The organism is Pseudomonas sp. LG1D9 (assembly GCF_002949995.1).
Lineage (GTDB): Bacteria > Pseudomonadota > Gammaproteobacteria > Pseudomonadales > Pseudomonadaceae > Aquipseudomonas > Aquipseudomonas proteolytica.
The window spans coordinates 4,062,028-4,087,870 of the sequence record NZ_CP026881.1 but is presented as its reverse complement, the minus strand read 5'-3'; the positions used below and the strand labels follow the sequence as shown (position 1 = coordinate 4,087,870).

The window sequence follows — 25,843 nt, the reverse complement described above, 5'->3', positions numbered from 1 at the left end:
TTATGTAGGCGCAGGCTTGTCGGTCTTTACCAGCAAGCCGGCTCCTACGGTTCTATCGATAGACCCAAATATTTCATTGAATTTTTCCTAGTCGACCATTACCTATACCTACAGGCACATCATCGGGCGCCCTGCCCGTTCAAGCATCACCAATCCTGGAGAGCTTCATGATCGACCTGTATTACTGGACCACCCCCAACGGTCACAAGATTTCGTTGTTCCTGGAAGAAGCCGGCCTGCCCTACGAGGTGCACCCGATCAACATTGGCCAGGGCGACCAGTTCAAGCCAGACTTCCTGAAGATCGCGCCCAACAACCGCATTCCGGCGATTGTCGATCAGCATCCGAGTGACGGTGGCGCACCGATTTCCCTGTTTGAATCCGGCGCCATCCTGCTGTACCTCGCGGAAAAAACCGGTCAGTTCCTGCCCAAGGACCTGCGCGCTCGCCAGGAAGTACTGCAATGGTTGTTCTGGCAAATGGGCGGCCTGGGCCCGATGGCCGGACAGAATCACCATTTCAGCCAGTTCGCCCCGGAAAAGATCCCCTACGCCATCAAACGCTACGTCGATGAAACCGCGCGCCTCTATGGCGTGCTGGACCGGCGCCTGGCCGATCGCAGCTTTGTCGCCGGCGAGGCCTACAGCATTGCCGATATGGCGATCTACCCATGGATCGTTTCCCACAAATGGCAGAGCCAGCGCCTGGAAGATTTCCCCCACCTGCATCGCTGGTTCAACCTGATCAAGGAACGCCCGGCGACGGTGCGGGCCTATGACTTGGTACAGAAGGTCAACCCGCCGAAATCCTGATCGTGCCCTGTAGGAACTGGCTAGCCGGCGAAGATCGTCAACAAAAACGCCGGGGCCTGGATAAGCGTGGCGCCTGGTAGTTTTTCGCCGGCAAGCCGGCTCCTACAAGGGTTTATGAGTGTTTGAAAAAATTAGCATCGCCTCCCGCTTGCGTCGGTTCGCCGCGCTCACTAACGTAGCGCCTTTACTGACGCTACCCCCCGCAGGAGCTTTGCCATGGCCTCGCCAGCCCTCTCACGTTTTCTTCCCCGGTTCGGCGTTGCCGCGGCAGTGGCCAGTGCCTTGGGCCTGGCCGGTTGCCAGTCACTGAACAGCCAGGACACTCTGCCTCCCGTTTCCGGCGTACAGCCGCTCAAGGGCCTGGCGCAAAATGTCTCCGTGCGGCGCAACAGCCAGGGTATGCCGCTGATCGAAAGCAACACCTTCCACGACGCACTGTTCACCCTCGGTTATGTGCACGCCAGCGATCGGATCAACCAGATGGTCACCCTGCGCCTGCTGGCCCAGGGCCGCCTGGCAGAAATGTCCGGGCCGGATGTGCTGGATGTCGACCGTTTCATGCGCGCGGTAAACCTCAAGAAAAGCGCCAGCGAGCTATACAACGCCTCGTCACCGCGCCTCAAGCGCTTCTTCGAAGTGTATGCCCGCGGGGTCAATGCCTACCTGTTCCGCTACCGCGACAAGCTGCCGGCAGACCTGGCCCAGAGCGGCTACAAGCCCGAATACTGGAAGCCAGAGGATTCGGCGCTGCTGTTCTGCCTGCTCAACTTCAGTGAGTCGGCCAACCTGCAGGAAGAGTTGTCCGCCCTGGTGTTGGCGCAAAAAGTCGGCGCCGACAAACTCGCCTGGCTGACCCCAAGCTACCCGGACGAACCTCTGCCTGCGGCGGAAGCCGACAAGCTCAAGGGCGTCAACCTCGGGCAGATTCCCGGCCTTGCCACGCTCACCAGCATCAACGAGCGCCTGGGCAGCCTCAACACCCTTGGGGTTTCCACCGCCAGCAACTGGGCCATCGCCCCGCAACGCAGCCGCAGTGGCCGCAGCCTGCTGGCGAACGACCTGTCGACGCCGATGCAGGCACCGTCCCTGTGGACGTTCGTACAAATCCGCGCACCGAAATACCAGGCGGCCGGGGTGTCGATTGCCGGGGTACCTACGCTGCTATCCGGCTTCAATGGCAAGGTGGCCTGGAGCATGAGCCAGGTCTCCGGCGATACCCAGGACCTGTTCCTGGAAAAGGTCAGACGCCAGGGCAGCGCGCTGTACTACGAGCACAATGGCAAATGGGTGCCGGCCATCGTGCGTAACGAAACCTTCTTCGCCAAGGGCCAGCGGCCGATTCGCGAAACAGTGTACGAAACCCGCCACGGGCCGCTGCTCAATAGCGCCCAGTCGCTGACCAGCGGCTACGGCCTGGCCCTGCAAACCGCCGACTTCAAGGGTGACAAGAGCCTGGATGCATTTTTCGACCTGTCCCGGGCGCAGAACGTGGAAAAAGCCTCGGACGCCAGCCGTGAGATTCGTGCCATCCCCCTGAACATGGTGTTTGCCGACGCCAGCAATATTGGCTGGCAGGTCACCGGGCGCTTCCCCAACCGCCGCGAAGGCGAAGGCCTGCTGCCGTCGCCAGGCTGGGACGGGCGCTTTGACTGGGATGGCTACGCCGACGCGATGCTGCACCCCTATGACCAGGACCCGCCACAAGGTTGGGTCGGCACCGCCAACCAACGCACCGTGCCCCACGGCTATGGCATGCAACTGTCCAACTCCTGGGCCGCACCCGAACGCAGCGAACGCCTGGCGCAACTGGCCGGCAACGGCAAACACGACAGCCGTAGCGTGATTGCCATGCAGTACGACCAGACCACGCTGTTCGCTGCCAAGCTCAAAGGCATGTTCCAGGCACCGGGTATGGCTCTGCCACTGAAACAGGCGATCGATGCCCTGCCTGCCGCCGATCGGGCCAAGGCCCAGGAGGCCCTGAGCCGACTGATGGCGTTCGACGGGCGCCTGGCAGCCACGTCGAGCGATGCTGCGATCTACCAACTGTTCCTGCAGGAAAGCGCCAAGCAGATTTTCCTCGATGAACTGGGCCCGGAAACCAGCGCCACCTGGAAAGCGTTTGTCAGCAACGCCAACCTGTCCTACGCCGCCCAGGCCGACCATCTGTTGGGACGTGAAGACAGCCCATTCTGGGACGACCTGCGCACGGCGCAAAAAGAAGACAAACCGGCGATCCTCGCCCGCAGCCTGGTCGCAGCAATCACCGCCGGCGACAGCTTGTTGGGTGCAGATCACAAGGCCTGGCAATGGGGCAAACTGCACAGCTACACCTGGAAAACCAGCAGTGGCCAAACCTTGCGTGGCCCGTTGGCGGCAGGTGGTGATCACACTACGTTGAACGCTGCGCCCTACAATTGGGGGCAGGATTTCGCCACCACCCAAGTCCAGGCCATGCGCATGATTGTGGATTTCGGCCAGGTAGAACCCATGATGGGCCAGGGCGGTATCGGCCAATCCGGCAACCCTGCCAGCCCGTACTATGCCAATGGCATCGATCCGTGGCTCAAGGCGCAGTACTTGAGCTTCCCGATGCAACCACAGAACTTTGACAAGGCGTACGGCAAGACCCGATTGACGCTGACCCCTGGGAAATAACCCGATGCAGGAGCTGGCATGCCAGCTCCTGCCATTGATGATCAGGCTGCACTGCAATGGTGCTGAAGCTATGTAGCGCCCGATATCGGGCGCTTGCCACGTTACCCTTCGCGTAATCCCACCTATTAAAAAGACCGTTCGGAACTATGGTGCAGAAATTGCTACTTGCGATTTGCCTGACCCCGTTCAGTAACAGTCCTAATCGCGCCACAAGCGCTTATCGTGGTTTCCAGGGATTACATAATGAAAAAAGCATTGCTGACCCTTTCTGCACTCGCTCTGTGCATGGCCGCCGGTACCGCCCTGGCCAAGGAATACAAAGAATTGCGTTTTGGTGTGGACCCTTCCTACGCGCCGTTTGAATCCAAGGCGGCCGACGGTAGCCTGGTGGGCTTCGATATCGACCTGGGCAACGCCATTTGTGCGGAGCTGAAGGTCAAGTGCAAGTGGGTAGAAAGCGACTTTGACGGCATGATCCCGGGCCTCAAAGCCAAGAAGTTCGACGGCGTGATTTCGTCGATGACCGTGACCCCGGCCCGCGAGAAGGTTATCGACTTCTCCAGCGAGCTGTTTTCCGGCCCCACTTCCTACGTGTTCAAGAAAGGCGCCGGCCTGAGCGAAGATATTGCGTCGCTCAAAGGCAAGACCGTGGGTTATGAGCAAGGCACCATCCAGGAAGCCTATGCCAAGGCCGTGCTGGACAAAGCCGGGGTAAAAACCCAGGCCTACCAGAACCAGGACCAGGTGTATGCCGACCTGACCTCGGGCCGCCTTGATGCATCGATCCAGGACATGCTGCAAGCCGAGCTGGGCTTTTTGAAGTCGCCGCAAGGCGCGGACTACGAAGTCAGCAAGCCGGTAGACAGCGAAATGCTGCCCTCCAAGACCGCCGTGGGCATCGCAAAAGGTAACAAAGAGCTGAAAGCCCTCTTGGATAAAGGTATCAAAGCGTTACACGATGATGGCACCTACGCCACCATCCAGAAAAAACACTTTGGCGATCTGAACCTGTACAGCGGCAAGTAATGCTGCGGCGCCCACTCCGCCAAGGGGTGGGCGCACTATCGATGGCCAAGGGCATACCCCATGTTTGAAGACCTGCTGCAGACCCTCGGGCTTGGCGCGTTCAGCCTGCAAGGGTTTGGCCCGCTATTGCTGCAAGGCACCTGGATGACCATCAAGTTGTCGGTGCTGTCCCTGGCCGTCAGCGTCGTGCTGGGCCTGCTCGGGGCCAGCGCCAAGTTGTCGAGCGTGGCGCTGTTGCGCATCCCCGCCCAGCTCTACACCACCCTGATTCGCGGCGTGCCGGATCTGGTGCTGATGCTGCTGATTTTCTACAGCCTGCAAACCTGGCTGACCAGTTTCACCGACTACATGGAATGGGAATACATCGAGATCAACCCATTCGGCGCCGGGGTGATTACCCTGGGTTTTATCTACGGTGCGTATTTCACCGAGACGTTCCGCGGTGCGATCCTCGCCGTGCACCGCGGCCAGTTGGAGGCCGCCACGGCTTATGGCCTCACACGCCGGCAGCGCTTTCGCTACGTGACCTTCCCGCAAATGATGCGCTTTGCCCTACCGGGTATCGGCAATAACTGGATGGTGATGCTCAAGGCCACGGCACTGGTGTCGATCATCGGCCTGGCCGACGTGGTCAAGGCCGCCCAGGACGCGGGCAAAAGTACCTATCAGTTGTTCTTTTTCCTGGTGGTCGCGGCCTTGATCTACCTGGCCATCACCAGCGCATCAAACTTCGTCCTGCGCAGGCTGGAAACCCGTTACGCGGCAGGCGTTCGGGAGGCGGTGCGATGATCGAACTCTTGCAGGAATACTGGCGCCCCTTCCTCTACAGCGACGGCAACCACATAACGGGCCTGGCCATGACGATGTGGTTGCTCACGGCTTCGCTCTGCATCGGTTTCGTGGTGTCGATCCCGTTATCCATCGCCCGCGTCTCGCCCAACCGCTGGGTGCGCTGGCCGGTGCAGTTTTACACCTACCTGTTTCGCGGCACGCCGCTCTACATCCAGTTGCTGATTTGCTACACCGGCATCTACAGCCTGGCTGCCATTCGTGCCCAGCCGGTGCTGGATGCGTTTTTTCGCGACGCAATGAACTGCACCTTGCTTGCGTTTGCCCTCAACACCTGCGCCTACACCACGGAAATCTTCGCCGGGGCCATCCGCAGCATGGCCCACGGTGAGGTCGAGGCCGCAAAAGCTTATGGCCTGAGCGGCTGGAAACTGTATGCCTACGTGATCATGCCCTCGGCCCTGCGTCGTTCATTGCCGTACTACAGTAATGAAGTGATCCTGATGCTGCACTCGACGACGGTGGCCTTTACCGCGACGATCCCGGACATCCTCAAAGTGGCCCGGGACGCCAACTCGGCCACCTTCCTCACGTTCCAATCGTTTGGTATCGCTGCGCTGATCTACCTGACCGTGACGTTTGCCCTGGTCGGTCTGTTTCGTCTGGCGGAGCGTCGCTGGCTGGCCTTTCTCGGGCCTGGTCATTAAGGAGCCCCTATGCGGCAACAGATTCACCCCATCCTCGCACCGGTGCCCGGCACCGCACGGCAGATCCACAGCTTCCACTTCGGGCCAGAGCAGGCCGAAGGAAAAATCTATATCCAGTCCTCGCTGCACGCCGACGAGTTGCCCGGCATGCTGGTGGCCTGGCACTTGAAGGCGCGCCTGGCGGAACTGGCCACTGCCGGCCGCCTGCGTAGCGAAATCGTGCTGGTGCCCGTCGCCAACCCGGTAGGCCTGGAACAGGTATTGATGGATATTCCCCTGGGCCGCTACGAACTGGAGAGCGGGCAGAACTTCAATCGTCTGTTTACCGACCTCAGTGAAGAGGTCGGCAATCAGGTCGAAGGCCTGCTGGGGGATGATCCACGGCTTAACGTCGCATTGATCCGCGAGAGCCTGCGCCAGGCTCTCGACCGCCATATACCCACCACGCAACTGCAATCCCAGCGCCTTGTGCTGCAACGCCTGGCCTGTGATGCCGATATGGTGCTGGACCTGCATTGCGACTTCGAAGCCGTCGCCCATCTGTACACCACACCCGAGGCCTGGCCCCAGGTCGAGCCGCTGGCCCGCTACATCGGCGCCGAAGCCAGCCTGTTGGCCACCGATTCCGGCGGGCAGTCCTTCGATGAGTGTTTCACCCTGCTCTGGTGGCAGTTGCAGCAACGGTTTGGCCAACGCTTCGCGATTCCCCTGGGCAGCTTTTCGGTGACCCTGGAGTTGCGCGGCCAGGGTGATGTCAATCACGGCCTGGCCAGCCTCGACTGTCAGGCGATCATCGACTACCTGATGCACTTTGGCGCCATTAGCGGCGAACCTGCGCCCCTACCCGGGTTGCCCTACCCCGCCACGCCGCTTGCCGCCGTCGAGCCGGTGACCACCCCTGTAGGCGGCCTGCTGGTGTTTCACGCGCTGCCAGGGGAATACCTCGAGGCCGGGCAGTTGGTCGCCGAAGTCATCGACCCCATTCACGACCGCGTCAGCCCCATTCATTGCCGGTACGCCGGCCTGCTGTATGCCCGGTCGCTGCGGCGCATGGCCACGGCCGGCATGGTGATTGCCCATGTCGCCGGACATACGCCCTATCGCAGTGGCTATTTACTATCGCCTTGAGGATGCACGCCCCATGTACAAATTGACCGTTGAAGGCCTGCATAAACGCTATGGCGACCATGAAGTGCTCAAAGGGGTTTCGCTAAAGGCCAAAAGCGGTGATGTGATCAGCCTGATCGGCGCCAGCGGTTCGGGGAAAAGCACCTTCCTGCGTTGCATCAATTTCCTTGAACAACCCAATGATGGCGCCATGAGCCTTGATGGCCAGCCGATCCGCATGGTCGGCGACCGCCATGGTATGCGCGTGGCCGACGAGGCCGAGTTACAGCGCCTGCGTACCCGTCTGGCGATGGTGTTCCAGCACTTCAACCTGTGGAGCCATATGAGCGTGCTGGAGAACATCACCATGGCCCCCCGCAGGGTCTTGGGGTGTAGCAAAAAGGACGCCGAGGACCGCGCCAGACGTTATCTGGACAAGGTTGGGCTGCCGGCACGGGTAGCGGACCAGTACCCGGCGTTCCTGTCGGGTGGCCAGCAGCAGCGGGTAGCTATCGCGCGCGCCCTGGCGATGGAGCCGGAGGTGATGCTGTTCGACGAGCCAACGTCGGCCCTCGACCCGGAACTGGTCGGCGAAGTATTGAAGGTGATCCAGGGTTTGGCTGAAGAGGGGCGGACCATGATCATGGTGACCCATGAGATGAGTTTTGCGCGCAAGGTCTCGAGCCAGGTGCTGTTTTTGCATCAAGGCCTGGTGGAAGAAGAAGGCACCCCGCAAGAGGTGCTGGACCACCCGAAAAGCGCGCGATTGCAGCAGTTTTTGAGTGGCAACCTGAAATAAACAGCGCACAACGCTGAGGCCTGGCGAAAGGGTTGTTCAGACTCTGGCCTGGTTGTGGCGAGCGGGCTTGCCACAGTCCAGATAACTTCGCCGCCTTTATCCAGGTGAACTGCGGTGTCAGGTTTCAGGGCTGCTGCGCAGCCCAGCGCGGGGCAAGCCCGCTCGCCATAGGTATCAAGCCACAGGCGCGGGTGGTGGCTCGTCCGGCAGGGTCGGTACGCCAGGTTCAGTAGGTTGTTCCGGGGTATCGGGGTCAGGCTGGCCAGGGATGCCGCCAGCGGCGGGGTCGGCCATCAAGGACCAGGCCAGAACACCAATCTGGTTGGGTTCAAGCCGGGCAAGTTCGGCGCTGATTCGCGGGTCGATCTTCATAGGGTACTCCTCAAGCGTGGCTCGGCGCGCTGTGCACGCGCCGAGGCAGTACACCCAATAGAGTGCCTGCCCGCTGACAAATTCCCTTGCTCTGTAAGACGTTTCTATCAGGTGCGTGGCAGAGTGACGCCGCGCTGGCCCTGGTACTTGCCGCCACGGTCCTTATAGGACACTTCGCACTCTTCATCGGATTCGAAGAACAGCATCTGCGCCACGCCTTCGTTGGCGTAGATCTTGGCGGGCAAGGTGGTGGTGTTGGAGAACTCCAGGGTCACGTGGCCTTCCCATTCCGGCTCGAGCGGCGTCACGTTGACGATGATGCCGCAGCGCGCGTAGGTGCTCTTGCCCAGGCAGATGGTCAGGACATTACGCGGGATGCGGAAAAACTCGACAGTGCGCGCCAGGGCGAAGGAGTTAGGCGGGATGATGCACACATCGCTCTTCACATCGACGAAGCTCTTTTCATCGAAGTTTTTCGGATCGACGGTGGCCGAGTTGATATTGGTGAACACCTTGAATTCATCGGCGCAACGCACATCGTAGCCGTAGCTGGAAACCCCGAACGAAATCAGGCGTTCAGCGCCCTCACCGCGCATCTGGCGCTCGACGAAGGGTTCGATCATGCCGTGCTCTTGCGCCATGCGGCGAATCCACTTGTCCGATTTGATGCTCATGGCGGGTGTCCTGAATAGCGAGGTGGAAAATTCTGTTGGGCATCTTACCGGGGCTGGCCTCGCGGTTCAAAGGACGCGGGGGTTTTTCTTGATTAAGTTGAGCCCGGTCACTGTCAGCCGTGCGGGGCGAGCCCTGCCCCGGAATCAAAGGGCAGCAGGCCTGTAAAAGGCACCGCCAGTCACGAAAATAGAGAAACCTTCGGAAATACCATTGGCACGTTCCGGAAAAAGGGTTAAGGTGGCGCCACTGTGCTGCTTGTGTCACTGAGAATCTCTACACGATATGTTGAATTTCGATCCAACCATCTCCAAGAATTTTTCCTGCTCTTTGCACTCAGTCTCGGCCAGGGCTTTTCCTGAGTCGCAGTTAACTTTGTCCAAGGAGATACACCATGTCTAATCGCCAAACTGGTACCGTTAAGTGGTTCAACGATGAAAAAGGCTTCGGCTTCATCACTCCACAATCCGGTGACGACCTGTTCGTTCACTTCAAAGCTATCCAATCCGACGGCTTCAAAAGCCTGAAAGAAGGCCAACAGGTTTCTTTCATCGCTACCCGCGGTCAGAAAGGCATGCAAGCTGAAGAAGTTCAAGTTATCTAACTTGTACTGACTCAGTCGAAAGAACCCCGCCCTTAAAAGCGGGGTTTTTTTATGCCTGCCATTCGGTCGTTATGGTCGAGCACAAAAAAATGTGGGAGCGGGCTTGCCCGCTCCCACATTGGCTCAAGCGTCGTTATTGAAACAACGACTCGCTCGACAGACCATTCTTCTCCAGGATCTCCCGCAAGCGCTTGAGACCCTCCACCTGGATCTGCCGCACCCGCTCGCGGGTCAAGCCGATTTCCAGGCCTACATCTTCCAGGGTGCTGCTTTCATGGCCACGCAGGCCAAAGCGGCGAATCACCACCTCACGCTGCTTGTCCGTCAACTCTGAAAGCCATTGGTCGATACTCTGTGACAAGTCATCGTCCTGCAACAGCTCGCACGGATCCGTTGGCCGGTCATCCGTCAGGGTGTCCAGCAGGGTTTTATCCGAGTCCGGACCCAGCGAGACATCGACCGAAGACACACGCTCATTAAGACCCAGCATGCGCTTGACCTCTCCCACCGGTTTTTCCAGCAGGTTGGCGATCTCTTCAGGCGAAGGTTCATGATCAAGTTTCTGGGTGAGTTCACGTGCCGCCCGCAGGTACACGTTCAGCTCCTTGACGACATGAATCGGCAGCCGGATGGTCCGGGTCTGATTCATGATTGCACGCTCGATGGTCTGGCGAATCCACCACGTAGCGTAGGTCGAGAAGCGAAAACCGCGCTCTGGGTCAAACTTCTCCACGGCCCGGATCAGACCGAGGTTGCCTTCTTCGATCAGGTCCAACAGGGACAGCCCACGATTGACGTAGCGTCGGGCGATTTTCACCACCAGGCGCAGGTTGCTTTCAATCATGCGTTTGCGCCCAGCCGGATCACCCTTTTGCGACAGTCGCGCAAAATGGACTTCTTCTTCGGGAGTGAGCAAGGGGGAAAAGCCGATTTCATTGAGGTACAACTGGGTAGCATCGAGCGCCCGGGTGTAATCAATATACTTATGCTGTTTTAACGCTGTGGAGTTTTTGGACTTGGTACGAACTGAAGGTACAGCGGGTCCCTCATTCGACATCGATTCCGTACCGATGCCGGTCTCCATAAGGAGAACCTCATCGTCGATGTCAAACTCCGGCGCTTCTTTACTGAGAGCCATTGTTATAGTCCTTTGGTGAGTTCGACCTCAAGCTCAAGCGACGCCTTTATCCTTGGCAACGCTGGAGCCTGTTCCTTCTACGTGAGGGAACAGGCTGACAACACATCAACGCCGGGGTAGGAATTGCAGTGGATCTACAGGTTTACCCTGGCGGCGAATCTCAAAGTGCAGTTTCACCCGGTCTGTACCAGTCGACCCCATTTCGGCAATTGTCTGTCCGACTTTGACCTGCTGCCCCTCCCGAACCAACAACCTGCGGTTATGACCGTAGGCACTGACGTAGGTATCGCTGTGTTTGATGATGACCAATTCGCCGTAGCCCCGTAAACCACTCCCGGCGTATACAACGGTCCCATCAGACGCAGCTAAAACAGGCTGTCCCAAATCCCCGGCGATATCAATGCCTTTATTCAAACTACCGTTTGAAGAGAATTTTCCAATCAGGATGCCATTTGAGGGCCATCCCCAACCGGTCGGCGCAGGTCCCGCAGGCGGCAACGGCGCGGGTGCCGGCTTGCTCGCAACCTTAGGCGCAACGGTGCCTGCAGGCCGGGTGAAGACCGTAGTCTTACTGGAAGAAGAGGCCGAGGAACCGGATTTTGTCACAACTGCCGTGGGTGCCGAACCCGTGCGTCCATCGAAACGGATGGTCTGCCCCGGATGGATCGTATAGGGCACAGGAATATTGTTACGCGCTGCGAGCGCCTTGTAGTCCCAGCCATAACGGAAGGCGATCGAGAACATCGTATCGCCCTTGCGCACCACGTATTGCCCGGTGGTCACCGTAGGCCGTTGCGGTGCTGCGCTATTGCGGTCGACAACCCGCGCGCCGCTACCTGTGCTGGAGCAGGCAGCCAGCAAGGAACTCAAGACAAGGCCAATCACCAGTCGCTGAAAGCTCGTTTTACTCATACGCTGCGCAATGACTGTGAGACTCACCCGCCGCTCCCTTTGTGGTGGCTGAAACATGAACGCCTGTATCAGGCTTGAAATATGTCGCAAGTATAACTGGCTGCCAGACTTTAACCGGCAACAAGGTAGAAACGAAAAATTCATCTCGTTTATAAACTACCCAACTTGATGTTGACTCAATGAACCCCGCTGTAAGACACATACCCAGCAATAGAATTCAGTGCGCCGTGACAAATGATCAGGCCAGCGGCCCATTAAGTAACGGAACGAAACGCACCGCTCCCAGGACATGCCGGGAAAAACCTTCTTCTTCGCGCACGATCAACATCAACTGCTGCACTTCGCCCGAGCCCACCGGTATCACCAGGCGCCCACCCGGTGCCAGTTGATCGAGGAGTGCCTGGGGCACATCGGTGGCGACGGCCGTCACGATGATGCCGTTGTAGGGCGCCAATGCCGGCCAGCCTTCCCAGCCATCCCCCCAGCGAAACACAACGTTGCGCAGGTTCAGCTCCACCAGGCGTTCCTTGGCCCGGTCCTGCAAGACCTTGATCCGCTCGACGGAAAACACCCGCTCGACCAATTGCGAGAGCACGGCCGTCTGGTACCCGGACCCCGTACCAATCTCCAGCACTTTGTCCAAAGGACCCGCAGCCAACAGCAACTCGCTCATCCGCGCCACCATATAGGGCTGGGAGATGGTCTGGTTGTGGCCAATGGGCAACGCGGTATCTTCGTAGGCACGATGGGCCAGAGCCTCATCGACAAACAGGTGGCGCGGGGTACGGCGGATGACTTCCAGCACCTGGGCGTTGGACAGACCCTCTTCGTAAAGCCGCTGGATCAAACGCTCACGGGTGCGTTGGGAAGTCATGCCGATGCCACGGCGCAACAGGTCGTCCTGTTCACGAGCCATCAGCGCAGCCCCTCCAACCAGGGATCGAGCCCACCGAAGGCATCATTGAATGTGCGATCAAGTTGTAACGGGGTAATCGAAACATAACCTTGCATCACCGCATGAAAGTCCGTGCCCGGTCCGCCATCCTCGGCGTCGCCCGCTGCGGCAATCCAGTAGCCTTCCCTGCCACGGGGATCGACCACTTTCAACGGTGCCGCCGCGCGCGCGCGATGGCCCAGGCGGGTCAACTGGATACCGCGAATATGGTCCAGGGGCAGATTGGGGATATTGACGTTGAGCACCGTACGCGGCGGTAGCACCAGCGTGCCGTGGGCCTCGACCAGCTTGCGCGCAAAATACGCAGCGGTCGCCAGGTTATCCACCTGCCGCGACGCCAGCGAAAAAGCGAAAGCCGTGCGCCCCAGGAAGCGCCCTTCAAGGGCCGCCGCCACAGTGCCGGAGTACAACACGTCATCGCCCAGGTTGGCGCCCAGGTTGATCCCGGAAACCACCAGGTCCGGCTCATCGGCCAGCAAGCTGTTGATCGCCAGGTGCACGCAATCGGTCGGCGTGCCATTGACGCTGATAAAGCCGTTGGCCAGCGTCTGCGGGTGCAAGGGACGGTCGAGCGTCAGCGAACTGCTGGCGCCGCTTTTGTCCTGGTCGGGGGCAACCACCACGCACTCGGCGTAATCCGCCAGCGCAGCATGAAGCGCGGCAAGGCCGGGTGCGGTGACCCCGTCGTCGTTAGATATCAGAATACGCATGGGCTGTCCGTCTGCCCCACCGGCACCAGATCAACAAGCTCGCGCACCAAGACAGTGGCGAAGCATCCGGCCGGCAGGACGAATTCCAATTGCAGAATGTCAGTCTCGGGATAATGCCACGTCAACCCGCCAATGGGCAGTCGCAGAATGCGACGTTCCTGGCTCATGCCGGCTTTGGCCAGCCAATCGCACAGGTCCGCCTCGCTCGCAGCAACCGCTTGCTCCAGTGCATGGGTGGCGCCAGTGGCGGGCGAATCGCCTTCACCCCATTGCGGGCCGGTGGGATGCAGGTCGAGGATCGCCAGGCGTGGATCGCTGCACTCCGCCTCCCCGGCCGGGAAAAAGCTGCGACTGTCGGTGAATGCCAGCAGGTCACCGACCTGGGCCCGCTGCCACGAACCATCGGCAACCCGCGCCGCCAACACTTTATTGAATACAAAACTGCGCGCCGTCGACAGCAGGCGCGAACGCACATTGCGTTGCTCCGGCAGCGCCTTGCGGGCCGCCCAGTCGCGGGCATCGACGACATTGCCGCCGTTGTGGCCAAAGCGCTGGGAGCCGAAATAATTGGGAATCCCGTGCTTGGCGATCAATTGCAGGCGCGCATCGATAGCAGCCTGGTCGCCCGCCAGTTGGGTCAGGCGCAGGGTAAAACCGTTGGCCGAATGTGCACCACGCTGCAACTTGCGTTTGTGGCGAGCGGTCTTGAGAATCTTCAGGGTGTCGTTTTGCGCCGCGCTCAAGTCGGGATCGGCCTTGCCCGGTAACTGCACGCTGAACCACTGGCGCGTCAGCGCCTGGCGATCCTTGAGGCCGGCATAGCTGACAGTGCGCAACGGCACACCGGCCGCCTTGGCAATGCGCCGCGCAGCCTCTTCAGTGTTCAGCCCGCGCTTTTCGACCCACAACCACAGGTGCTCACCCTCGCCAGTCAGCGGGATATCCAGCACTTCATCCACCTGGAAATCTTCGGCCGTGGCCTTGAGCGCCGCGCTGCCCAGAGCCTCGCCATAGGCCCTAGGGCCCAACAATTGCAGGTCGTTCATGCGCGCAACAACAAGGCGACGGAGTGCACCGCGATGCCCTCTTCACGACCCGTAAACCCGAGCTTTTCGGTAGTGGTGGCTTTCACGTTGACTTGATCCAGTTCTATTTGCAGGTCGGCGGCAATCACGGCGCGCATCGATTCGATATGCGGCGCCATCTTTGGCGCCTGGGCAACGATGGTGTTATCGACATTGCCGACCTTCCAGCCTTTGGCATGGATCAGGCCGACCACATGCCGCAGCAGCACGCGGCTGTCCGCGCCCTTGAAAGTGGGGTCGGTGTCCGGAAAGTGTTTGCCGATATCCCCCAACGCCGCTGCGCCGAGCAAGGCATCGCTCAAGGCATGCAGCACAACGTCGCCGTCGGAATGAGCCAGCAACCCATGGTGGTGCGCAATGCGCACGCCGCCCAGGGTGATGAAGTCGCCTTCGGCGAAACGGTGCACATCATAGCCGTGGCCAATACGCATAAAAAAACGCCCCGATTTAATTCAGGGCGTGATTCTACCTACTTTTGCCGGACATTAACCGAGCAAAGCACGTCCATGATGACGCAAGTGGTCCTCGATGAAGCTGGCGATAAAGAAGTAGCTGTGGTCATAGCCCGGTTGCAGGCGCAGCTCCAGCGGATGGCCCGCCGCCTTGGCAGCCTGCAACAAGGCCTCGGGCTTGAGTTGGGTGACCAGGAAGTCGTCGCGATCGCCCTGATCCACCAGCAATGGCAGCTTTTGCGAGGCTTCGCTGATCAGCACGCAGGCGTCCCATTCGCGCCACTTGGAGCGCTCTTCCCCCAGGTAGCGAGAAAAGGCTTTTTGGCCCCAAGGGCAATCCATCGGATTATTGATGGGCGAAAAGGCCGACACCGACTGATAGCGCCCCGGATTGCGCAAGGCACACACCAACGCACCGTGCCCGCCCATGGAGTGGCCACTGATGCCGCGCTTGTCGCAAGCCGGGAAATGCGCTTCAACCAACGCCGGCAATTCCTGCACGACATAGTCGTGCATCCGATAATGCTTGCTCCAAGGTTCCTGCGTGGCATTCAGGTAGAACCCGGCCCCCAAGCCAAAGTCCCAGGCGTTGTCCGGATCACCCGGTACACCCGGCCCACGAGGGCTGGTATCCGGCGCGACGATGATCATTCCCAGCTCGGCCGCCACACGATGCGCGCCAGCCTTCTGCATGAAGTTTTCATCGGTGCAGGTCAGCCCCGACAGCCAGTACAACACCGGCAGCTTGCCGCCCTGCTCCGCCTGGGGCGGCAGGTAGACGGCGAAGGTCATGTCGCAGTCCAGCACCTCGGAATGATGCTTGTAACGCTTGTGCCAGCCGCCGAAGCTCTTCTGGCATGACAGGTTTTCCAGACTCATGGCCGACCTCAGAAATGGATGACGGTGCGAATGCTCTTGCCTTCATGCATCAGGTCGAAAGCCTTGTTGATATCTTCCAGGCCCATGGTGTGGGTGATGAAGGTATCCAGGGGGATTTCGCCGGTCTGGGCCATTTCCACGTAGCTTGGCAACTCGCTGCGGCCACGCACGCCACCGAATGCCGAACCGCGCCAGACGCGGCCGGTCACCAGTTGGAACGGACGGGTGGCAATTTCCTGACCGGCACCGGCGACACCGATGATCACCGACTCGCCCCAGCCTTTGTGGCAGCACTCAAGCGCTGCGCGCATCAGTTGCACATTGCCAATGCACTCGAAGGAAAAGTCCACGCCGCCGTCGGTCAAATCGACAATCACATCCTGAATCGGGCGATCGTAGTCTTTCGGGTTGATGCAATCGGTGGCGCCCAGTTGCTTGGCAATCTCGAACTTGGCCGGGTTGATATCGATGGCGATGATACGACCGGCCTTGGCTTTCACCGCGCCGATCACAGCCGACAAGCCAATCCCGCCCAGGCCGAAGATGGCAACGGTATCGCCCGGCTTGACCTTGGCGGTGTTGATCACCGCACCGATGCCAGTGGTGACACCACAACCCAGCAGGCAGACTTTTTCCAGCGGGGCTTCTTTAGGAATCTTGGCCACGGAGATTTCCGGCAGCACGGTGTACTCGGAAAAGGTCGAAGTCCCCATGTAGTGGAAAATCGGCTGACCCTTGTAGGAAAAACGCGTGGTGCCGTCCGGCATCAGACCTTTGCCCTGGGTTGCGCGGATGGCCTGGCACAGGTTGGTCTTGCCCGACAGGCAGAATTTGCACTTGCCACATTCCGGGGTGTACAGCGGGATCACGTGGTCGCCCACCGCTACCGAGGTCACACCCTCGCCAATGGCTTCGACCACTGCGCCGCCTTCGTGGCCCAGGATCGACGGGAAAATACCTTCAGGATCGGCACCCGACAGGGTGTAGGCATCGGTATGGCAAACCCCGGAAGCGACCACACGCAGCAGGACTTCGCCAGCCTTGGGCATGGCCACATCCACTTCCACGATCTCCAGCGGTTTCTTGGCTTCAAAGGCGACAGCGGCGCGTGACTTGATCATCCGGGTTTCTCCAGGGGCTTGAAAAGTGAGACGGGCAGTGTAAAACATGGCCCACTGATTAATAATCCAGGCAAAAGCAAAACATTATTGCCATACAGGGACAATCTGCATGCTGGAGAACCGCTGGGAAGGCATCGATGAATTCGTCGCGGTGGCCGAATGCAGCCAATTCACCGCCGCGGCAGAACGTCTTGGAGTGTCTTCGTCGCATATCAGCCGCCAGGTGGCACGCCTGGAGGAGCGCCTGCAAACCCGCTTGCTCTATCGCAGTACCCGGCGGGTGACGCTGACCGAGGCCGGCCAGACCTTCCTCCAGCATTGCCAGCGCCTGCAAGACGGGCGTGAAGAAGCCTTGCGCGCCGTGGGCGACCTGACCAGCGAGCCCAAGGGCATGTTGCGCATGACCTGCGCGGTGGCCTATGGCGAACGTTTTATCGTGCCACTGGTTACACGCTTCATGGGGCTGTATCCGCAATTGCGGGTGGATATCGAACTGAGCAACCGCCCGCTCGACCTGGTGCATGAAGGCCTGGACCTGGCGATTCGCCTGGGGCGCCTGCAGGACTCGCGAATGGTCGCCAGCCGCCTGGCACCGCGCCGCATGTATCTGTGCGCGTCGCCGTCGTACTTGGAAAGGTATGGACGCCCACATAGCTTGTCGGAACTGAGCCGGCATAACTGCCTGATCGGCAGCTCGGATATTTGGCAATTGGCCCAGGATGGGCGCGAATTCTCCCAAAGGGTGCAGGGAAACTGGCGCTGCAACAGTGGGCAGGCAGTGCTGGATGCGGCGCTGCAGGGGGTGGGGTTGTGTCAGTTGCCGGATTATTACGTGCTGGAGCACTTGCACAGCGGGGCGCTGTTTTCACTGCTTGAGGCCCATCAACCGCCAAATACCGCAGTGTGGGCGCTGTATCCGCAGCAGCGGCATTTGTCGCCGAAGGTGCGCAAGTTAGTGGATTACCTAAAGGAAGGGCTGGCTGGGCGGCCGGAGTATGGCGGGTGATCTGGAGTGTCAGGCCCGGCCTCATCGCAGGCAAGCCAGCTCCCACACTTGGCCGCATTCCAGTAAGTATATGCAGTCAAGTGTGGGAGCTGGCTTGCCTGCGATAGAGTCAACTCGGTGTAACTGACTAGCTACGATTGGCCCATCGCAACCTGAGCCACTCCAGGTCCTCTGGCCGGGTCACCTTGATATTGTCCGCGCGCCCTTCCACCAGACGCGGCGCCTGGCCGGACCATTCCATGGCCGAGGCTTCGTCGGTGATAACTGCGTCGGCCACCAGGCTATCGGCCAAGGCACGATGCAGCGCACCCAGGCGAAACATTTGCGGCGTGTAGGCTTGCCAGATCAGGCTGCGGTCAATGGTTTCCACGACCCGCCCGTGCTTGTCGACACGCTTGAGGGTGTCGCGGGCCGGCACAGCCAGCAAGCCGCCTACAGGGTCGTGCGCCAACTCCGCCAACAACGTGTCGAGGTCCTCGCGGCTCAGGTTCGGCCGTGCGGCATCGTGCACCAGCACCCAGTCGTCATCGCTGGCGCCCAAGGCATTGAGTTGCAGCAACGCATTGAGTACCGAGCCTGAACGCTGCGAACCACCGTCCGCGCGCTGGATGCGCGGGTCGCCAGCACACGCCAGGCTTGGCCAATAAGGATCATCCACAGCCAAACTGACCACCAGCCCCTTGAGGCTCGGATGGTCGAGGAAACAGCCCAGGCTGTGTTCAAGAATAGTGCGCCCGCCCAACTGCAGATACTGCTTGGGACGGTCTGCGGCCATACGGGCACCGACGCCCGCTGCAGGAATCACGGCCCAGAAGGCCGGCAAACAGGAACTCATTGGGCCAACTGGTAGAGGGTTTCGCCCTCCTTGACCATGCCCAATTCATGACGAGCCCGCTCTTCGACGGTCTCCATGCCTTTTTTCAACTCAAGCACTTCGGCATCGAGTACACGGTTGCGCTCCAGCAACACCTCGTTCTCGGCGTGCTGCGCGGCAATTTGCTGGGTCAGGTCGGTTACCTGCGCCAGGCTGCCATTGCCCACCCAAAGGCGGTACTGCAGGCCAGCCAGCAGCAAGAGCAAGACGAGGAACAACCAATTGGGACTGCGCATCGAATATCGGGTATCCAGTGAAAAAAGACAGCCATGCAAAACTTTTGAAGCAACTGATAGCACGAAGCCTGGAAGAACCAGGCTTGTGCTTGATAGGCATCAGATTAGTGCGCAAATTCACTCTTCAGCGAGTTTTCCGACACAATCCGTTGTCTTTTTACCATCAACTACTCAGCCGCGAAACTCACCGCGACCGTTGTATTTGGCTTTACCGCCCAATTGCTCTTCGATACGCAGCAGTTGGTTGTACTTGGAAACGCGGTCGGAACGGCACAGGGAACCGGTTTTGATCTGGCCCGCGGAGGTACCCACGGCCAGGTCGGCAATGGTCGAGTCTTCGGTTTCGCCGGAGCGGTGCGAGATCACGGCGGTGTAGCCCGCGGCCTTGGCCATCTGGATAGCTTCCAGGGTTTCGGTCAGGGTGCCGATCTGGTTGAACTTGATCAGGATCGAGTTGGCGATCTTCTTGTCGATGCCTTCTTTCAGGATCTTGGTGTTGGTCACGAACAGGTCGTCGCCAACCAGCTGGATCTTCTCGCCGATCTTGTCGGTGAGGATTTTCCAACCGTCCCAGTCGGACTCGTCCAAGCCGTCTTCGATCGAAATGATCGGGTAGCGTTGGGTCAGGCCCTTCAGGTATTCAGCGAAACCTTCGGAGTTGAACACCTGGCCTTCGCCAGACAGGTTGTACTTGCCATCTTCATAAAACTCGCTGGCCGCGCAGTCCAGGGCCAGGGTCACGTCGGTGCCCAGCTTGTAGCCAGCGTTGGCCACCGCTTCGGAGATCACTTTCAGTGCATCTTCGTTGGACGCCAGGTTCGGTGCGAAACCACCTTCGTCGCCCACAGCAGTGCTCAGGCCACGGGCCTTCAGCACAGCTTTGAGGTGATGGAAGATCTCGGTGCCCATGCGCAGGCCTTCGGAGAAGGTCTTGGCGCCGACTGGCTGCACCATGAATTCCTGGATATCGACGTTGTTGTCCGCGTGTTCGCCACCGTTGATGATGTTCATCATCGGCACCGGCATGGAGTACACGCCCGGAGTGCCGTTCAGGTTGGCAATGTGCGCGTACAGCGGCAGGTCTTGATCCTGTGCAGCGGCCTTGGCAGCTGCCAGGGATACGGCGAGGATCGCATTGGCGCCGAGGCTGCCTTTGTTTTCAGTGCCGTCGAGCTTGATCATCGCGTGGTCCAGAGCTTTCTGGTCCAGCGGGTCCTTGCCCAGCAACAGGTCGCGGATCGGACCGTTGATGTTGGCTACCGCCTTGAGGACACCCTTGCCCAGGTAACGGCTCTTGTCGCCATCACGCAGTTCCAGCGCTTCGCGCGAACCGGTGGAAGCACCGGACGGCGCGCAGGCGCTGCCGATGATACCGTTATCGAGAAGCACGTCGGCTTCGACGGTGGGGTTGCCACGGGAGTCGAGAACTTCACGACCTTTGATGTCGACGATTTTTGCCATTGTTGTAAACACTCCAAAGTTGACGAAAACGACGCAGCTGAAGGAAATCTTTTGACCGACCGCAAGGGTGGAACAACGGGGCAGGCTTGCAGGCGACAAGGCCCAGGCCCTGGGACCTGAGCATAAAGCGCGGAAAGTTTACCGGAGAAACGCGGGTTACGCGGTCTCTACTGTCGGAAAACTCTTGACCAGTTCGTCCAATTGCTTGAGCTGGGCCAGGAATGGCTCCAACTTGTCCAGGCGCAGGGCACAAGGACCGTCGCACTTGGCGTTGTCCGGGTCCGGGTGGGCTTCCAGGAACAGGCCAGCCAGGGACTGGCTGATACCGGCCTTGGCCAGGTCCAGCACCTGGGCACGTCGCCCACCGGCAGAATCTGCGCGACCACCGGGCATTTGCAGCGCGTGGGTCACGTCGAAGAATACCGGGTATTCGAACTGTTTCATGATGCCGAAACCGAGCATGTCCACCACGAGGTTGTTGTAGCCGAAGCTCGAACCACGCTCGCAGAGGATCAACTGGTCGTTACCCGCTTCCACGCACTTGTTCAGGATGTGTTTCATTTCCTGGGGCGCGAGGAACTGGGCTTTCTTGATATTGATCACAGCGCCGGTCTTGGCCATCGCGACCACCAGGTCGGTCTGGCGCGACAGGAAGGCCGGCAACTGGATGATGTCGCACACCTCGGCGACCACGGCCGCCTGCTCAGGCTCGTGGACGTCGGTGATGATCGGCACGCCGAAGGCTTGCTTGATGTCCTGGAAGATCCGCATGCCTTCTTCAAGGCCCGGGCCGCGATAGGAGGTCACGGACGAACGGTTGGCCTTGTCGAAGCTGGCCTTGAATACATAAGGGATACCCAGTTTCTCGGTAACCTTTACGTACTCTTCACAGACCTGCATCGCCATGTCGCGGCTTTCCAGCACGTTCATGCCGCCAAACAGCACCATGGGCTTGTCGTTGGCAATCTCGATGTCGCCTACGCGAATGATCTTCTGGGCCATCAGGTTTACGCCTTCTTCTGATGTTGCGTCAGTGCAGCCTTGACGAAACCGCTGAACAACGGGTGACCGTCGCGCGGGGTCGACGTGAACTCAGGGTGGAACTGGCAAGCGACGAACCATGGATGATCCGGGGCTTCGACCACTTCCACCAGCTTGCCATCACCGGAGCGACCGGAGATTTTCAGGCCGGCTTCCTTGATCTGCGGCAGCAGGTTGTTGTTCACCTCATAACGATGACGGTGACGCTCGACAATCACATCCTTGCCATAGCAGTCGTGCACCAGCGAACCGGACTCCAGCAGGCAATCCTGTGCGCCCAGACGCATGGTGCCGCCCAGGTCGGAGGTTTCGGTGCGGGTTTCGACAGCGCCGGTGGCATCTTCCCACTCGGTGATCAGGCCCACGACCGGGTGGCCGCTGGTGTGATCGAACTCGGTGGAGTTGGCGTCTTTCCAGCCCAGCACGTTACGGGCGAACTCGATGACGGCCACTTGCATGCCCAGGCAGATACCCAGGTACGGCACCTTGTTCTCGCGAGCGTACTGCACGGCAGTGATCTTGCCTTCCACGCCACGCAGGCCGAAACCGCCTGGTACGAGGATAGCGTCAACACCTTCGAGCAGGGCGGTGCCCTGGTTCTCGATATCTTCGGAATCGATGTAGCGCAGGTTGACCTTGGTCCGGTTGCTGATACCCGCGTGGCTCATCGCTTCGATCAGCGACTTGTACGCGTCCAGCAGTTCCATGTACTTGCCGACCATGGCGATGGTCACTTCGTGCTCAGGGTTGAGCTTGGCGTCAACCACCGCTTCCCACTCGGACAAGTCCGCACCGTTGCACTGCAGGCCGAAACGCTCGACCACAAAATCATCCAGGCCTTGGGAATGCAGGATGCCCGGGATCTTGTAGATGGTGTCGGCGTCTTCCAGGGCAATCACCGCACGCTCTTCAACGTTGGTGAACTGGGCGATCTTGCGACGCGAGGAAATGTCGATCGGGTGATCGGAGCGGCACACCAGCACGTCCGGCTGCAGGCCGATGGAACGCAGTTCCTTGACCGAATGCTGGGTTGGCTTGGTTTTGGTTTCGCCGGCAGTGGCGATGTATGGCACCAGCGTCAGGTGCATCAGCATCGCGCGCTTGGCGCCGACTTCGAAACGCAATTGGCGGATGGCTTCGAGGAACGGCTGGGATTCGATGTCACCCACGGTGCCACCGATCTCGACCATCGCCACGTCGGCATCGCCTGCACCCTTGATGATGCGGCGCTTGATTTCGTCGGTGATGTGCGGGATCACCTGGATGGTTGCACCCAGGTAGTCACCACGGCGCTCTTTGCGCAGCACGTGCTCGTAGACACGGCCAGTGGTGAAGTTGTTGTTCTGGGTCATGGTCGTGCGGATGAACCGCTCGTAGTGGCCCAGGTCCAGGTCGGTCTCGGCGCCGTCATGGGTGACGAACACTTCACCGTGCTGGAACGGGCTCATGGTGCCCGGGTCGACGTTGATGTACGGGTCCAGCTTGAGCATGGTGACCTTAAGTCCCCGCGCCTCCAGGATGGCCGCCAACGAAGCGGAGGCAATGCCTTTCCCCAATGAAGAAACAACACCGCCCGTGACGAATATGTAGCGCGTCATGAAAAACCCTAGAAGTCTGCGTTAAAGCGGTCGGAGCCGCCGGGGAAAGCGAAGGAAGGCCGAAGCCCCCGATCACCTGCATTAATCACAGTGCACCTTTCAAAAAAACCGCCGCGTTGTGACAGACCAGCAATGGAACACCGGTACGTTGATCGCTACACATTTTTTGGAATCGCCCAGCAAAGACTGCTTGGTAATCGGCAACAACTGTGTTTCAGGAGAATCCACAGAAGTTGTATCAAGAAGGGAGCGTAGTCTACCGGAAAGGCGCTATCAGCTCAAACCTTGATCGCAGGTTGGTGGCGCCCAATGTAATTGCCAGTCATCCCCCTGCCCTGTCGAGGCCCTCGCCAGGTTGGCCACAGCCAGTAGCCGGGAGCCCTGGTACAGCAGCGGCAATCTGCCACGGATAAAACCCGGCACCGCACTTTCGTTGAGCAAACGCTTGAGGTCACGCCGGCCACGACCTGGCACTTCCATGACTTCACCGCCCTGGCGGTAGCCGATGCTCAAAGGGCCTTCAGGGGCATTTGCGCTGAAATACAGCTGGCCGTTGCCAGGTAACTGTAGTGGGTTTTGCGGGTGTGGCCAGCTTAGCGCAGTGTCGGAAAATTCCGACCAAGCGGCAGGCACCCACCAGATGCGATCGTCGCAACGGTGCAATTGGCCGTCGGCCAAACGCCACACTGGCTGTGCGTCAGCCTTGGCATCACGCAGGGTATTCCAGCCGACCCAGTGCTCGCTGTCGGGCAAGGGCGTCAGGGGCGCCAGCCAGTAACGCAGGGCATTGCGCTGCCGGGCGTCGGAAAGATCACGCAACGGCGCAAGCGCCAACGAGGGCAACGCCAGCCAGGGAAATGCCGATGGCAACTGGGCGGCCTGCACATCCAATTGCGCCAGTTCATCAAGCAGCTCTTGGGCCTGCGCCAGATGCCCTGCGGTCCGCGCCAGGGTATTTACCGCTTGGGGCCAGCGCGCAGTGAGCTGCGGGAACACTTGATGACGCAGATAATTGCGGGAGAAACGTGAGTCACCGTTGGACGGGTCTTCGATCCAGCTCAGTTGCTGTTCGCGAGCGTAGGTTTCCAGCTCGGCCCGCGACACGTCCAACAGCGGCCGCGCCAGCCAGCCTTCGCCCAAGGGACGCTGTACTGGCATGCCAGTGAGGCCCCGCACCCCGGCGCCCCGCAGCAGGCGGAACAACAGGGTTTCGGCCTGATCGTCACGATGCTGGCCTGTGAGTAGCAATTCCCCTGGAGCGATCGCTTCGGCAAACGCCTGGTAGCGCGCATCACGGGCCGCACGCTCGAGGCTTGCACCTGCCTGCACTTGCACTGGCATGATCCGCAGCGACACACCTGCGCCATCACAGACCGCCTGACAATGCGCGGGCCACGCGTCAGCCGCAGCCTGGAGGCCATGGTGAACGTGAATCGCCTGCAGGGGCGGCAAGGACTGGTGTTTTGCCAGATCGGCGAGAAGGTGCAGCAGGACCGTAGAGTCGAGCCCGCCGGAGAAAGCGATATGCCAGGCCGAGGCGTTGCGCCACGGGGCGAGGGTTTGCAGAAGTTTGGCGGTTAGAGTTGGTTTCATCGCACGTTACCGCCACAAAACTGGAATACGTTAACCAAGCATATACAAAGCAAATGTGGGAGCGGGCTTGCCCGCGATAGCGGTGTACCAGTCAACCAATCTGGCACTGACACATTGCTATCGCGAGCAAGCCCGCTCCCACATGGGTAACGCAGTGGCTTAGAGACCGTAGCTCATCAGGCGCTCATAACGACGGGCCAGCAGCGCCTCGTTATCGAACTTCTTGAGCATGTCCAACTGCGCACAGAGCTCAGCGCGGATGGTGGCCGACGCAGCAGCCGGGTCGCGATGGGCGCCGCCCAGGGGCTCGGCGATTACTTTGTCGACAATGCCCAGGCCTTTGAGGCGATCAGCGGTAATACCCATGGCTTCGGCAGCATCCGGAGCCTTTTCTGCGGTTTTCCACAGGATCGAGGCGCAACCTTCCGGCGAGATCACCGCGTAGGTGGAATACTGCAGCATGTTCAATTGGTCGCAGACGCCAATGGCCAACGCACCGCCGGAACCGCCTTCACCAATCACGGTCGCGATGATCGGGGTTTTCAGGCGTGCCATCACCCGCAGGTTCCAGGCAATCGCTTCGCTCTGGTTGCGCTCTTCAGCGTCGATGCCTGGGTAGGCACCCGGGGTGTCGATAAAGGTCAGGATCGGCATCTTGAAGCGTTCAGCCATCTCCATCAGGCGGCAAGCCTTGCGGTAGCCTTCTGGACGCGGCATGCCGAAGTTGCGACGCACTTTCTCGCGCACTTCGCGGCCTTTCTGGTGACCGATCACCATCACGGGCTGGTCGTCGAGGCGGGCAATACCGCCGACAATCGCCGCGTCATCGGAGAAGTGACGGTCGCCGTGCAACTCGTCAAACTCGGTGAAGATGTGATCGATGTAGTCCAGGGTATACGGACGGCGTGGGTGGCGGGCCAGGCGCGCGATCTGCCAGCTGGTCAGCTTGCCGAAGATGTCTTCGGTGAGCGTCTTGCTCTTGTCTTGCAGGCGGGAGATTTCATCGCCGATATTCAGCGAATTGTCATTGCCGACCAGGCGCAGCTCTTCGATCTTGGCTTGCAGGTCAGCGATCGGCTGTTCGAAATCAAGAAAATTCGGGTTCATAAGCGTCCGTCTTGGGTCGACGGCCAGGGAGTGCCTGGCCAGCCGGTTGTCTATTCGCGCCCTACCTTAAGGGAGAGGCGCGTCAAGGTCGAGATTAAATGTTGAGTCGAGGTCAGGGGTACAAGGGCA

26 protein-coding genes are annotated in these 25,843 nt (G+C 59.8%); 9 read left to right on the top strand and 17 right to left on the bottom strand.

Going from position 1 to position 25,843, the window contains the following annotated elements; genetic code table 11:
• Positions 1-167: 167 nt before the first annotated feature.
• The 7 genes from C5F71_RS19095 (at position 168) to C5F71_RS19065 (ending at position 7,898) form a co-directional block, all read left to right on the top strand.
• A complete protein-coding gene (locus tag C5F71_RS19095) occupies positions 168-812 on the top strand; it encodes a glutathione S-transferase N-terminal domain-containing protein (RefSeq protein WP_029297166.1) in 645 nt (214 codons plus the stop codon).
• 216 nt (positions 813-1,028) lie between these two features.
• Positions 1,029-3,470 carry a penicillin acylase family protein gene (locus tag C5F71_RS19090; protein ID WP_029297168.1) on the top strand — a complete coding sequence of 814 codons (2,442 nt, stop codon included), beginning with the start codon at positions 1,029-1,031 and terminating at the stop codon, positions 3,468-3,470.
• A 243-nt stretch (positions 3,471-3,713) separates the two neighbouring features.
• Positions 3,714-4,496: a transporter substrate-binding domain-containing protein gene (locus C5F71_RS19085; protein ID WP_029297169.1), complete on the top strand. Its 783-nt coding sequence runs from the start codon at positions 3,714-3,716 to the stop codon at positions 4,494-4,496.
• 60 nt (positions 4,497-4,556) lie between these two features.
• Entirely contained in the window at positions 4,557-5,285 is a 729-nt protein-coding gene (locus tag C5F71_RS19080) for an ABC transporter permease (RefSeq protein WP_029297170.1), read from the top strand.
• Complete coding sequence (locus C5F71_RS19075) at positions 5,282-5,992, top strand: ABC transporter permease (protein ID WP_029297172.1); 711 nt, start codon at positions 5,282-5,284, stop codon at positions 5,990-5,992. Before C5F71_RS19080 ends, C5F71_RS19075 begins: the two co-directional genes overlap by 4 nt.
• 9 nt (positions 5,993-6,001) lie before the next feature.
• Positions 6,002-7,120 (top strand): succinylglutamate desuccinylase/aspartoacylase family protein, encoded by a 1,119-nt coding sequence (locus tag C5F71_RS19070; protein ID WP_104911725.1) that lies wholly within the window; start codon positions 6,002-6,004, stop codon positions 7,118-7,120.
• A gap of 13 nt (positions 7,121-7,133) precedes the next feature.
• Positions 7,134-7,898, top strand: a complete 765-nt coding sequence (locus C5F71_RS19065; RefSeq protein WP_092234033.1) for an ABC transporter ATP-binding protein — start codon at positions 7,134-7,136, stop codon at positions 7,896-7,898.
• A 174-nt stretch (positions 7,899-8,072) separates the two neighbouring features.
• On the opposite strand, the gene C5F71_RS19060 is transcribed toward C5F71_RS19065, so the two are convergent.
• Entirely contained in the window at positions 8,073-8,270 is a 198-nt protein-coding gene (locus tag C5F71_RS19060; protein WP_029297182.1) for a hypothetical protein, read from the bottom strand.
• A gap of 107 nt (positions 8,271-8,377) precedes the next feature.
• Positions 8,378-8,944 (bottom strand): dCTP deaminase, encoded by a 567-nt coding sequence (gene dcd / locus C5F71_RS19055; RefSeq protein ID WP_003219273.1) that lies wholly within the window; start codon positions 8,942-8,944, stop codon positions 8,378-8,380.
• A 392-nt stretch (positions 8,945-9,336) separates the two neighbouring features.
• Here dcd and C5F71_RS19050 point away from each other — a divergent pair, with 392 nt between their 5' ends.
• Complete coding sequence (locus C5F71_RS19050; RefSeq protein WP_002554837.1) at positions 9,337-9,546, top strand: cold-shock protein; 210 nt, start codon at positions 9,337-9,339, stop codon at positions 9,544-9,546.
• Between the two features lie 133 nt (positions 9,547-9,679).
• Here the strand turns inward: C5F71_RS19050 and rpoS are convergent, their stop codons facing one another.
• The 8 genes from rpoS to C5F71_RS19010 all read right to left on the bottom strand — a co-directional run bounded on the left by rpoS (position 9,680) and on the right by C5F71_RS19010 (position 16,798).
• Positions 9,680-10,684 (bottom strand): RNA polymerase sigma factor RpoS, encoded by a 1,005-nt coding sequence (gene rpoS, locus C5F71_RS19045; protein WP_038446486.1) that lies wholly within the window; start codon positions 10,682-10,684, stop codon positions 9,680-9,682.
• Positions 10,685-10,789: 105 nt separating this feature from the next.
• A complete protein-coding gene (locus C5F71_RS19040) occupies positions 10,790-11,623 on the bottom strand; it encodes a peptidoglycan DD-metalloendopeptidase family protein (RefSeq protein ID WP_092234027.1) in 834 nt (277 codons plus the stop codon).
• 211 nt (positions 11,624-11,834) lie between these two features.
• Positions 11,835-12,470 (bottom strand): protein-L-isoaspartate(D-aspartate) O-methyltransferase, encoded by a 636-nt coding sequence (locus tag C5F71_RS19035; protein ID WP_169865481.1) that lies wholly within the window; start codon positions 12,468-12,470, stop codon positions 11,835-11,837.
• Between the two features lie 41 nt (positions 12,471-12,511).
• Positions 12,512-13,261 carry a 5'/3'-nucleotidase SurE gene (gene surE, locus C5F71_RS19030; protein ID WP_029297237.1) on the bottom strand — a complete coding sequence of 250 codons (750 nt, stop codon included), beginning with the start codon at positions 13,259-13,261 and terminating at the stop codon, positions 12,512-12,514.
• Complete coding sequence (gene truD / locus C5F71_RS19025; protein WP_104911724.1) at positions 13,249-14,307, bottom strand: tRNA pseudouridine(13) synthase TruD; 1,059 nt, start codon at positions 14,305-14,307, stop codon at positions 13,249-13,251. The genes surE and truD overlap by 13 nt, the downstream gene beginning before the upstream one ends.
• Positions 14,304-14,777, bottom strand: a complete 474-nt coding sequence (ispF, locus tag C5F71_RS19020; protein WP_029297241.1) for a 2-C-methyl-D-erythritol 2,4-cyclodiphosphate synthase — start codon at positions 14,775-14,777, stop codon at positions 14,304-14,306. The genes truD and ispF overlap by 4 nt, the downstream gene beginning before the upstream one ends.
• Before the next feature lie 54 nt (positions 14,778-14,831).
• A complete protein-coding gene (gene fghA / locus C5F71_RS19015; RefSeq protein ID WP_104911723.1) occupies positions 14,832-15,677 on the bottom strand; it encodes an S-formylglutathione hydrolase in 846 nt (281 codons plus the stop codon).
• 8 nt (positions 15,678-15,685) lie between these two features.
• Complete coding sequence (locus C5F71_RS19010) at positions 15,686-16,798, bottom strand: S-(hydroxymethyl)glutathione dehydrogenase/class III alcohol dehydrogenase (RefSeq protein WP_029297245.1); 1,113 nt, start codon at positions 16,796-16,798, stop codon at positions 15,686-15,688.
• Positions 16,799-16,907: 109 nt separating this feature from the next.
• Here C5F71_RS19010 and C5F71_RS19005 point away from each other — a divergent pair, with 109 nt between their 5' ends.
• Positions 16,908-17,804, top strand: coding sequence for a LysR substrate-binding domain-containing protein (locus C5F71_RS19005; RefSeq protein WP_104911722.1), 897 nt, complete (start codon positions 16,908-16,910; stop codon positions 17,802-17,804).
• A 127-nt stretch (positions 17,805-17,931) separates the two neighbouring features.
• Here C5F71_RS19005 and ispD read toward each other — a convergent pair whose 3' ends face one another.
• The 7 genes from ispD to C5F71_RS18970 form a co-directional block, all read right to left on the bottom strand.
• Positions 17,932-18,639, bottom strand: a complete 708-nt coding sequence (ispD, locus tag C5F71_RS19000) for a 2-C-methyl-D-erythritol 4-phosphate cytidylyltransferase (protein ID WP_029297249.1) — start codon at positions 18,637-18,639, stop codon at positions 17,932-17,934.
• Positions 18,636-18,914: a cell division protein FtsB gene (gene ftsB / locus C5F71_RS18995; RefSeq protein WP_029297251.1), complete on the bottom strand. Its 279-nt coding sequence runs from the start codon at positions 18,912-18,914 to the stop codon at positions 18,636-18,638. The genes ispD and ftsB overlap by 4 nt, the downstream gene beginning before the upstream one ends.
• Before the next feature lie 171 nt (positions 18,915-19,085).
• Positions 19,086-20,375: a phosphopyruvate hydratase gene (gene eno, locus C5F71_RS18990; RefSeq protein WP_029297253.1), complete on the bottom strand. Its 1,290-nt coding sequence runs from the start codon at positions 20,373-20,375 to the stop codon at positions 19,086-19,088.
• 156 nt (positions 20,376-20,531) lie between these two features.
• The gene (gene kdsA / locus C5F71_RS18985) at positions 20,532-21,377 is read right to left on the bottom strand and encodes a 3-deoxy-8-phosphooctulonate synthase (protein ID WP_010212442.1); all 846 of its coding nucleotides are present in this window, start codon (positions 21,375-21,377) and stop codon (positions 20,532-20,534) included.
• 5 nt (positions 21,378-21,382) lie between these two features.
• A complete protein-coding gene (locus C5F71_RS18980) occupies positions 21,383-23,014 on the bottom strand; it encodes a CTP synthase (protein WP_029297256.1) in 1,632 nt (543 codons plus the stop codon).
• A 273-nt stretch (positions 23,015-23,287) separates the two neighbouring features.
• Positions 23,288-24,607 carry a tRNA lysidine(34) synthetase TilS gene (gene tilS / locus C5F71_RS18975; protein ID WP_104911721.1) on the bottom strand — a complete coding sequence of 440 codons (1,320 nt, stop codon included), beginning with the start codon at positions 24,605-24,607 and terminating at the stop codon, positions 23,288-23,290.
• Positions 24,608-24,766: 159 nt separating this feature from the next.
• The gene (locus C5F71_RS18970; protein WP_029297260.1) at positions 24,767-25,714 is read right to left on the bottom strand and encodes an acetyl-CoA carboxylase carboxyltransferase subunit alpha; all 948 of its coding nucleotides are present in this window, start codon (positions 25,712-25,714) and stop codon (positions 24,767-24,769) included.
• Positions 25,715-25,843 lie beyond the last annotated feature (129 nt).

What these genes read in the sequence shown, in the direction of transcription:
- C5F71_RS19095 (WP_029297166.1), top strand. Translation starts at nt 168, where the DNA reads ATGATCGACCTGTATTACTGGACCACCCCCAACGGTCACAAGATTTCG.
- C5F71_RS19090 (WP_029297168.1), top strand. Translation starts at nt 1,029, where the DNA reads ATGGCCTCGCCAGCCCTCTCACGTTTTCTTCCCCGGTTCGGCGTTGCC.
- C5F71_RS19085 (WP_029297169.1), top strand. Translation starts at nt 3,714, where the DNA reads ATGAAAAAAGCATTGCTGACCCTTTCTGCACTCGCTCTGTGCATGGCC.
- C5F71_RS19080 (WP_029297170.1), top strand. Translation starts at nt 4,557, where the DNA reads ATGTTTGAAGACCTGCTGCAGACCCTCGGGCTTGGCGCGTTCAGCCTG.
- C5F71_RS19075 (WP_029297172.1), top strand. Translation starts at nt 5,282, where the DNA reads ATGATCGAACTCTTGCAGGAATACTGGCGCCCCTTCCTCTACAGCGAC.
- C5F71_RS19070 (WP_104911725.1), top strand. Translation starts at nt 6,002, where the DNA reads ATGCGGCAACAGATTCACCCCATCCTCGCACCGGTGCCCGGCACCGCA.
- C5F71_RS19065 (WP_092234033.1), top strand. Translation starts at nt 7,134, where the DNA reads ATGTACAAATTGACCGTTGAAGGCCTGCATAAACGCTATGGCGACCAT.
- C5F71_RS19060 (WP_029297182.1), bottom strand. Translation starts at nt 8,270, where the DNA reads ATGAAGATCGACCCGCGAATCAGCGCCGAACTTGCCCGGCTTGAACCC.
- dcd (WP_003219273.1), bottom strand. Translation starts at nt 8,944, where the DNA reads ATGAGCATCAAATCGGACAAGTGGATTCGCCGCATGGCGCAAGAGCAC.
- C5F71_RS19050 (WP_002554837.1), top strand. Translation starts at nt 9,337, where the DNA reads ATGTCTAATCGCCAAACTGGTACCGTTAAGTGGTTCAACGATGAAAAA.
- rpoS (WP_038446486.1), bottom strand. Translation starts at nt 10,684, where the DNA reads ATGGCTCTCAGTAAAGAAGCGCCGGAGTTTGACATCGACGATGAGGTT.
- C5F71_RS19035 (WP_169865481.1), bottom strand. Translation starts at nt 12,470, where the DNA reads ATGACTTCCCAACGCACCCGTGAGCGTTTGATCCAGCGGCTTTACGAA.
- surE (WP_029297237.1), bottom strand. Translation starts at nt 13,261, where the DNA reads ATGCGTATTCTGATATCTAACGACGACGGGGTCACCGCACCCGGCCTT.
- truD (WP_104911724.1), bottom strand. Translation starts at nt 14,307, where the DNA reads ATGAACGACCTGCAATTGTTGGGCCCTAGGGCCTATGGCGAGGCTCTG.
- ispF (WP_029297241.1), bottom strand. Translation starts at nt 14,777, where the DNA reads ATGCGTATTGGCCACGGCTATGATGTGCACCGTTTCGCCGAAGGCGAC.
- fghA (WP_104911723.1), bottom strand. Translation starts at nt 15,677, where the DNA reads ATGAGTCTGGAAAACCTGTCATGCCAGAAGAGCTTCGGCGGCTGGCAC.
- C5F71_RS19010 (WP_029297245.1), bottom strand. Translation starts at nt 16,798, where the DNA reads ATGATCAAGTCACGCGCCGCTGTCGCCTTTGAAGCCAAGAAACCGCTG.
- C5F71_RS19005 (WP_104911722.1), top strand. Translation starts at nt 16,908, where the DNA reads ATGCTGGAGAACCGCTGGGAAGGCATCGATGAATTCGTCGCGGTGGCC.
- ispD (WP_029297249.1), bottom strand. Translation starts at nt 18,639, where the DNA reads ATGAGTTCCTGTTTGCCGGCCTTCTGGGCCGTGATTCCTGCAGCGGGC.
- ftsB (WP_029297251.1), bottom strand. Translation starts at nt 18,914, where the DNA reads ATGCGCAGTCCCAATTGGTTGTTCCTCGTCTTGCTCTTGCTGCTGGCT.
- eno (WP_029297253.1), bottom strand. Translation starts at nt 20,375, where the DNA reads ATGGCAAAAATCGTCGACATCAAAGGTCGTGAAGTTCTCGACTCCCGT.
- kdsA (WP_010212442.1), bottom strand. Translation starts at nt 21,377, where the DNA reads ATGGCCCAGAAGATCATTCGCGTAGGCGACATCGAGATTGCCAACGAC.
- C5F71_RS18980 (WP_029297256.1), bottom strand. Translation starts at nt 23,014, where the DNA reads ATGACGCGCTACATATTCGTCACGGGCGGTGTTGTTTCTTCATTGGGG.
- tilS (WP_104911721.1), bottom strand. Translation starts at nt 24,607, where the DNA reads ATGAAACCAACTCTAACCGCCAAACTTCTGCAAACCCTCGCCCCGTGG.
- C5F71_RS18970 (WP_029297260.1), bottom strand. Translation starts at nt 25,714, where the DNA reads ATGAACCCGAATTTTCTTGATTTCGAACAGCCGATCGCTGACCTGCAA.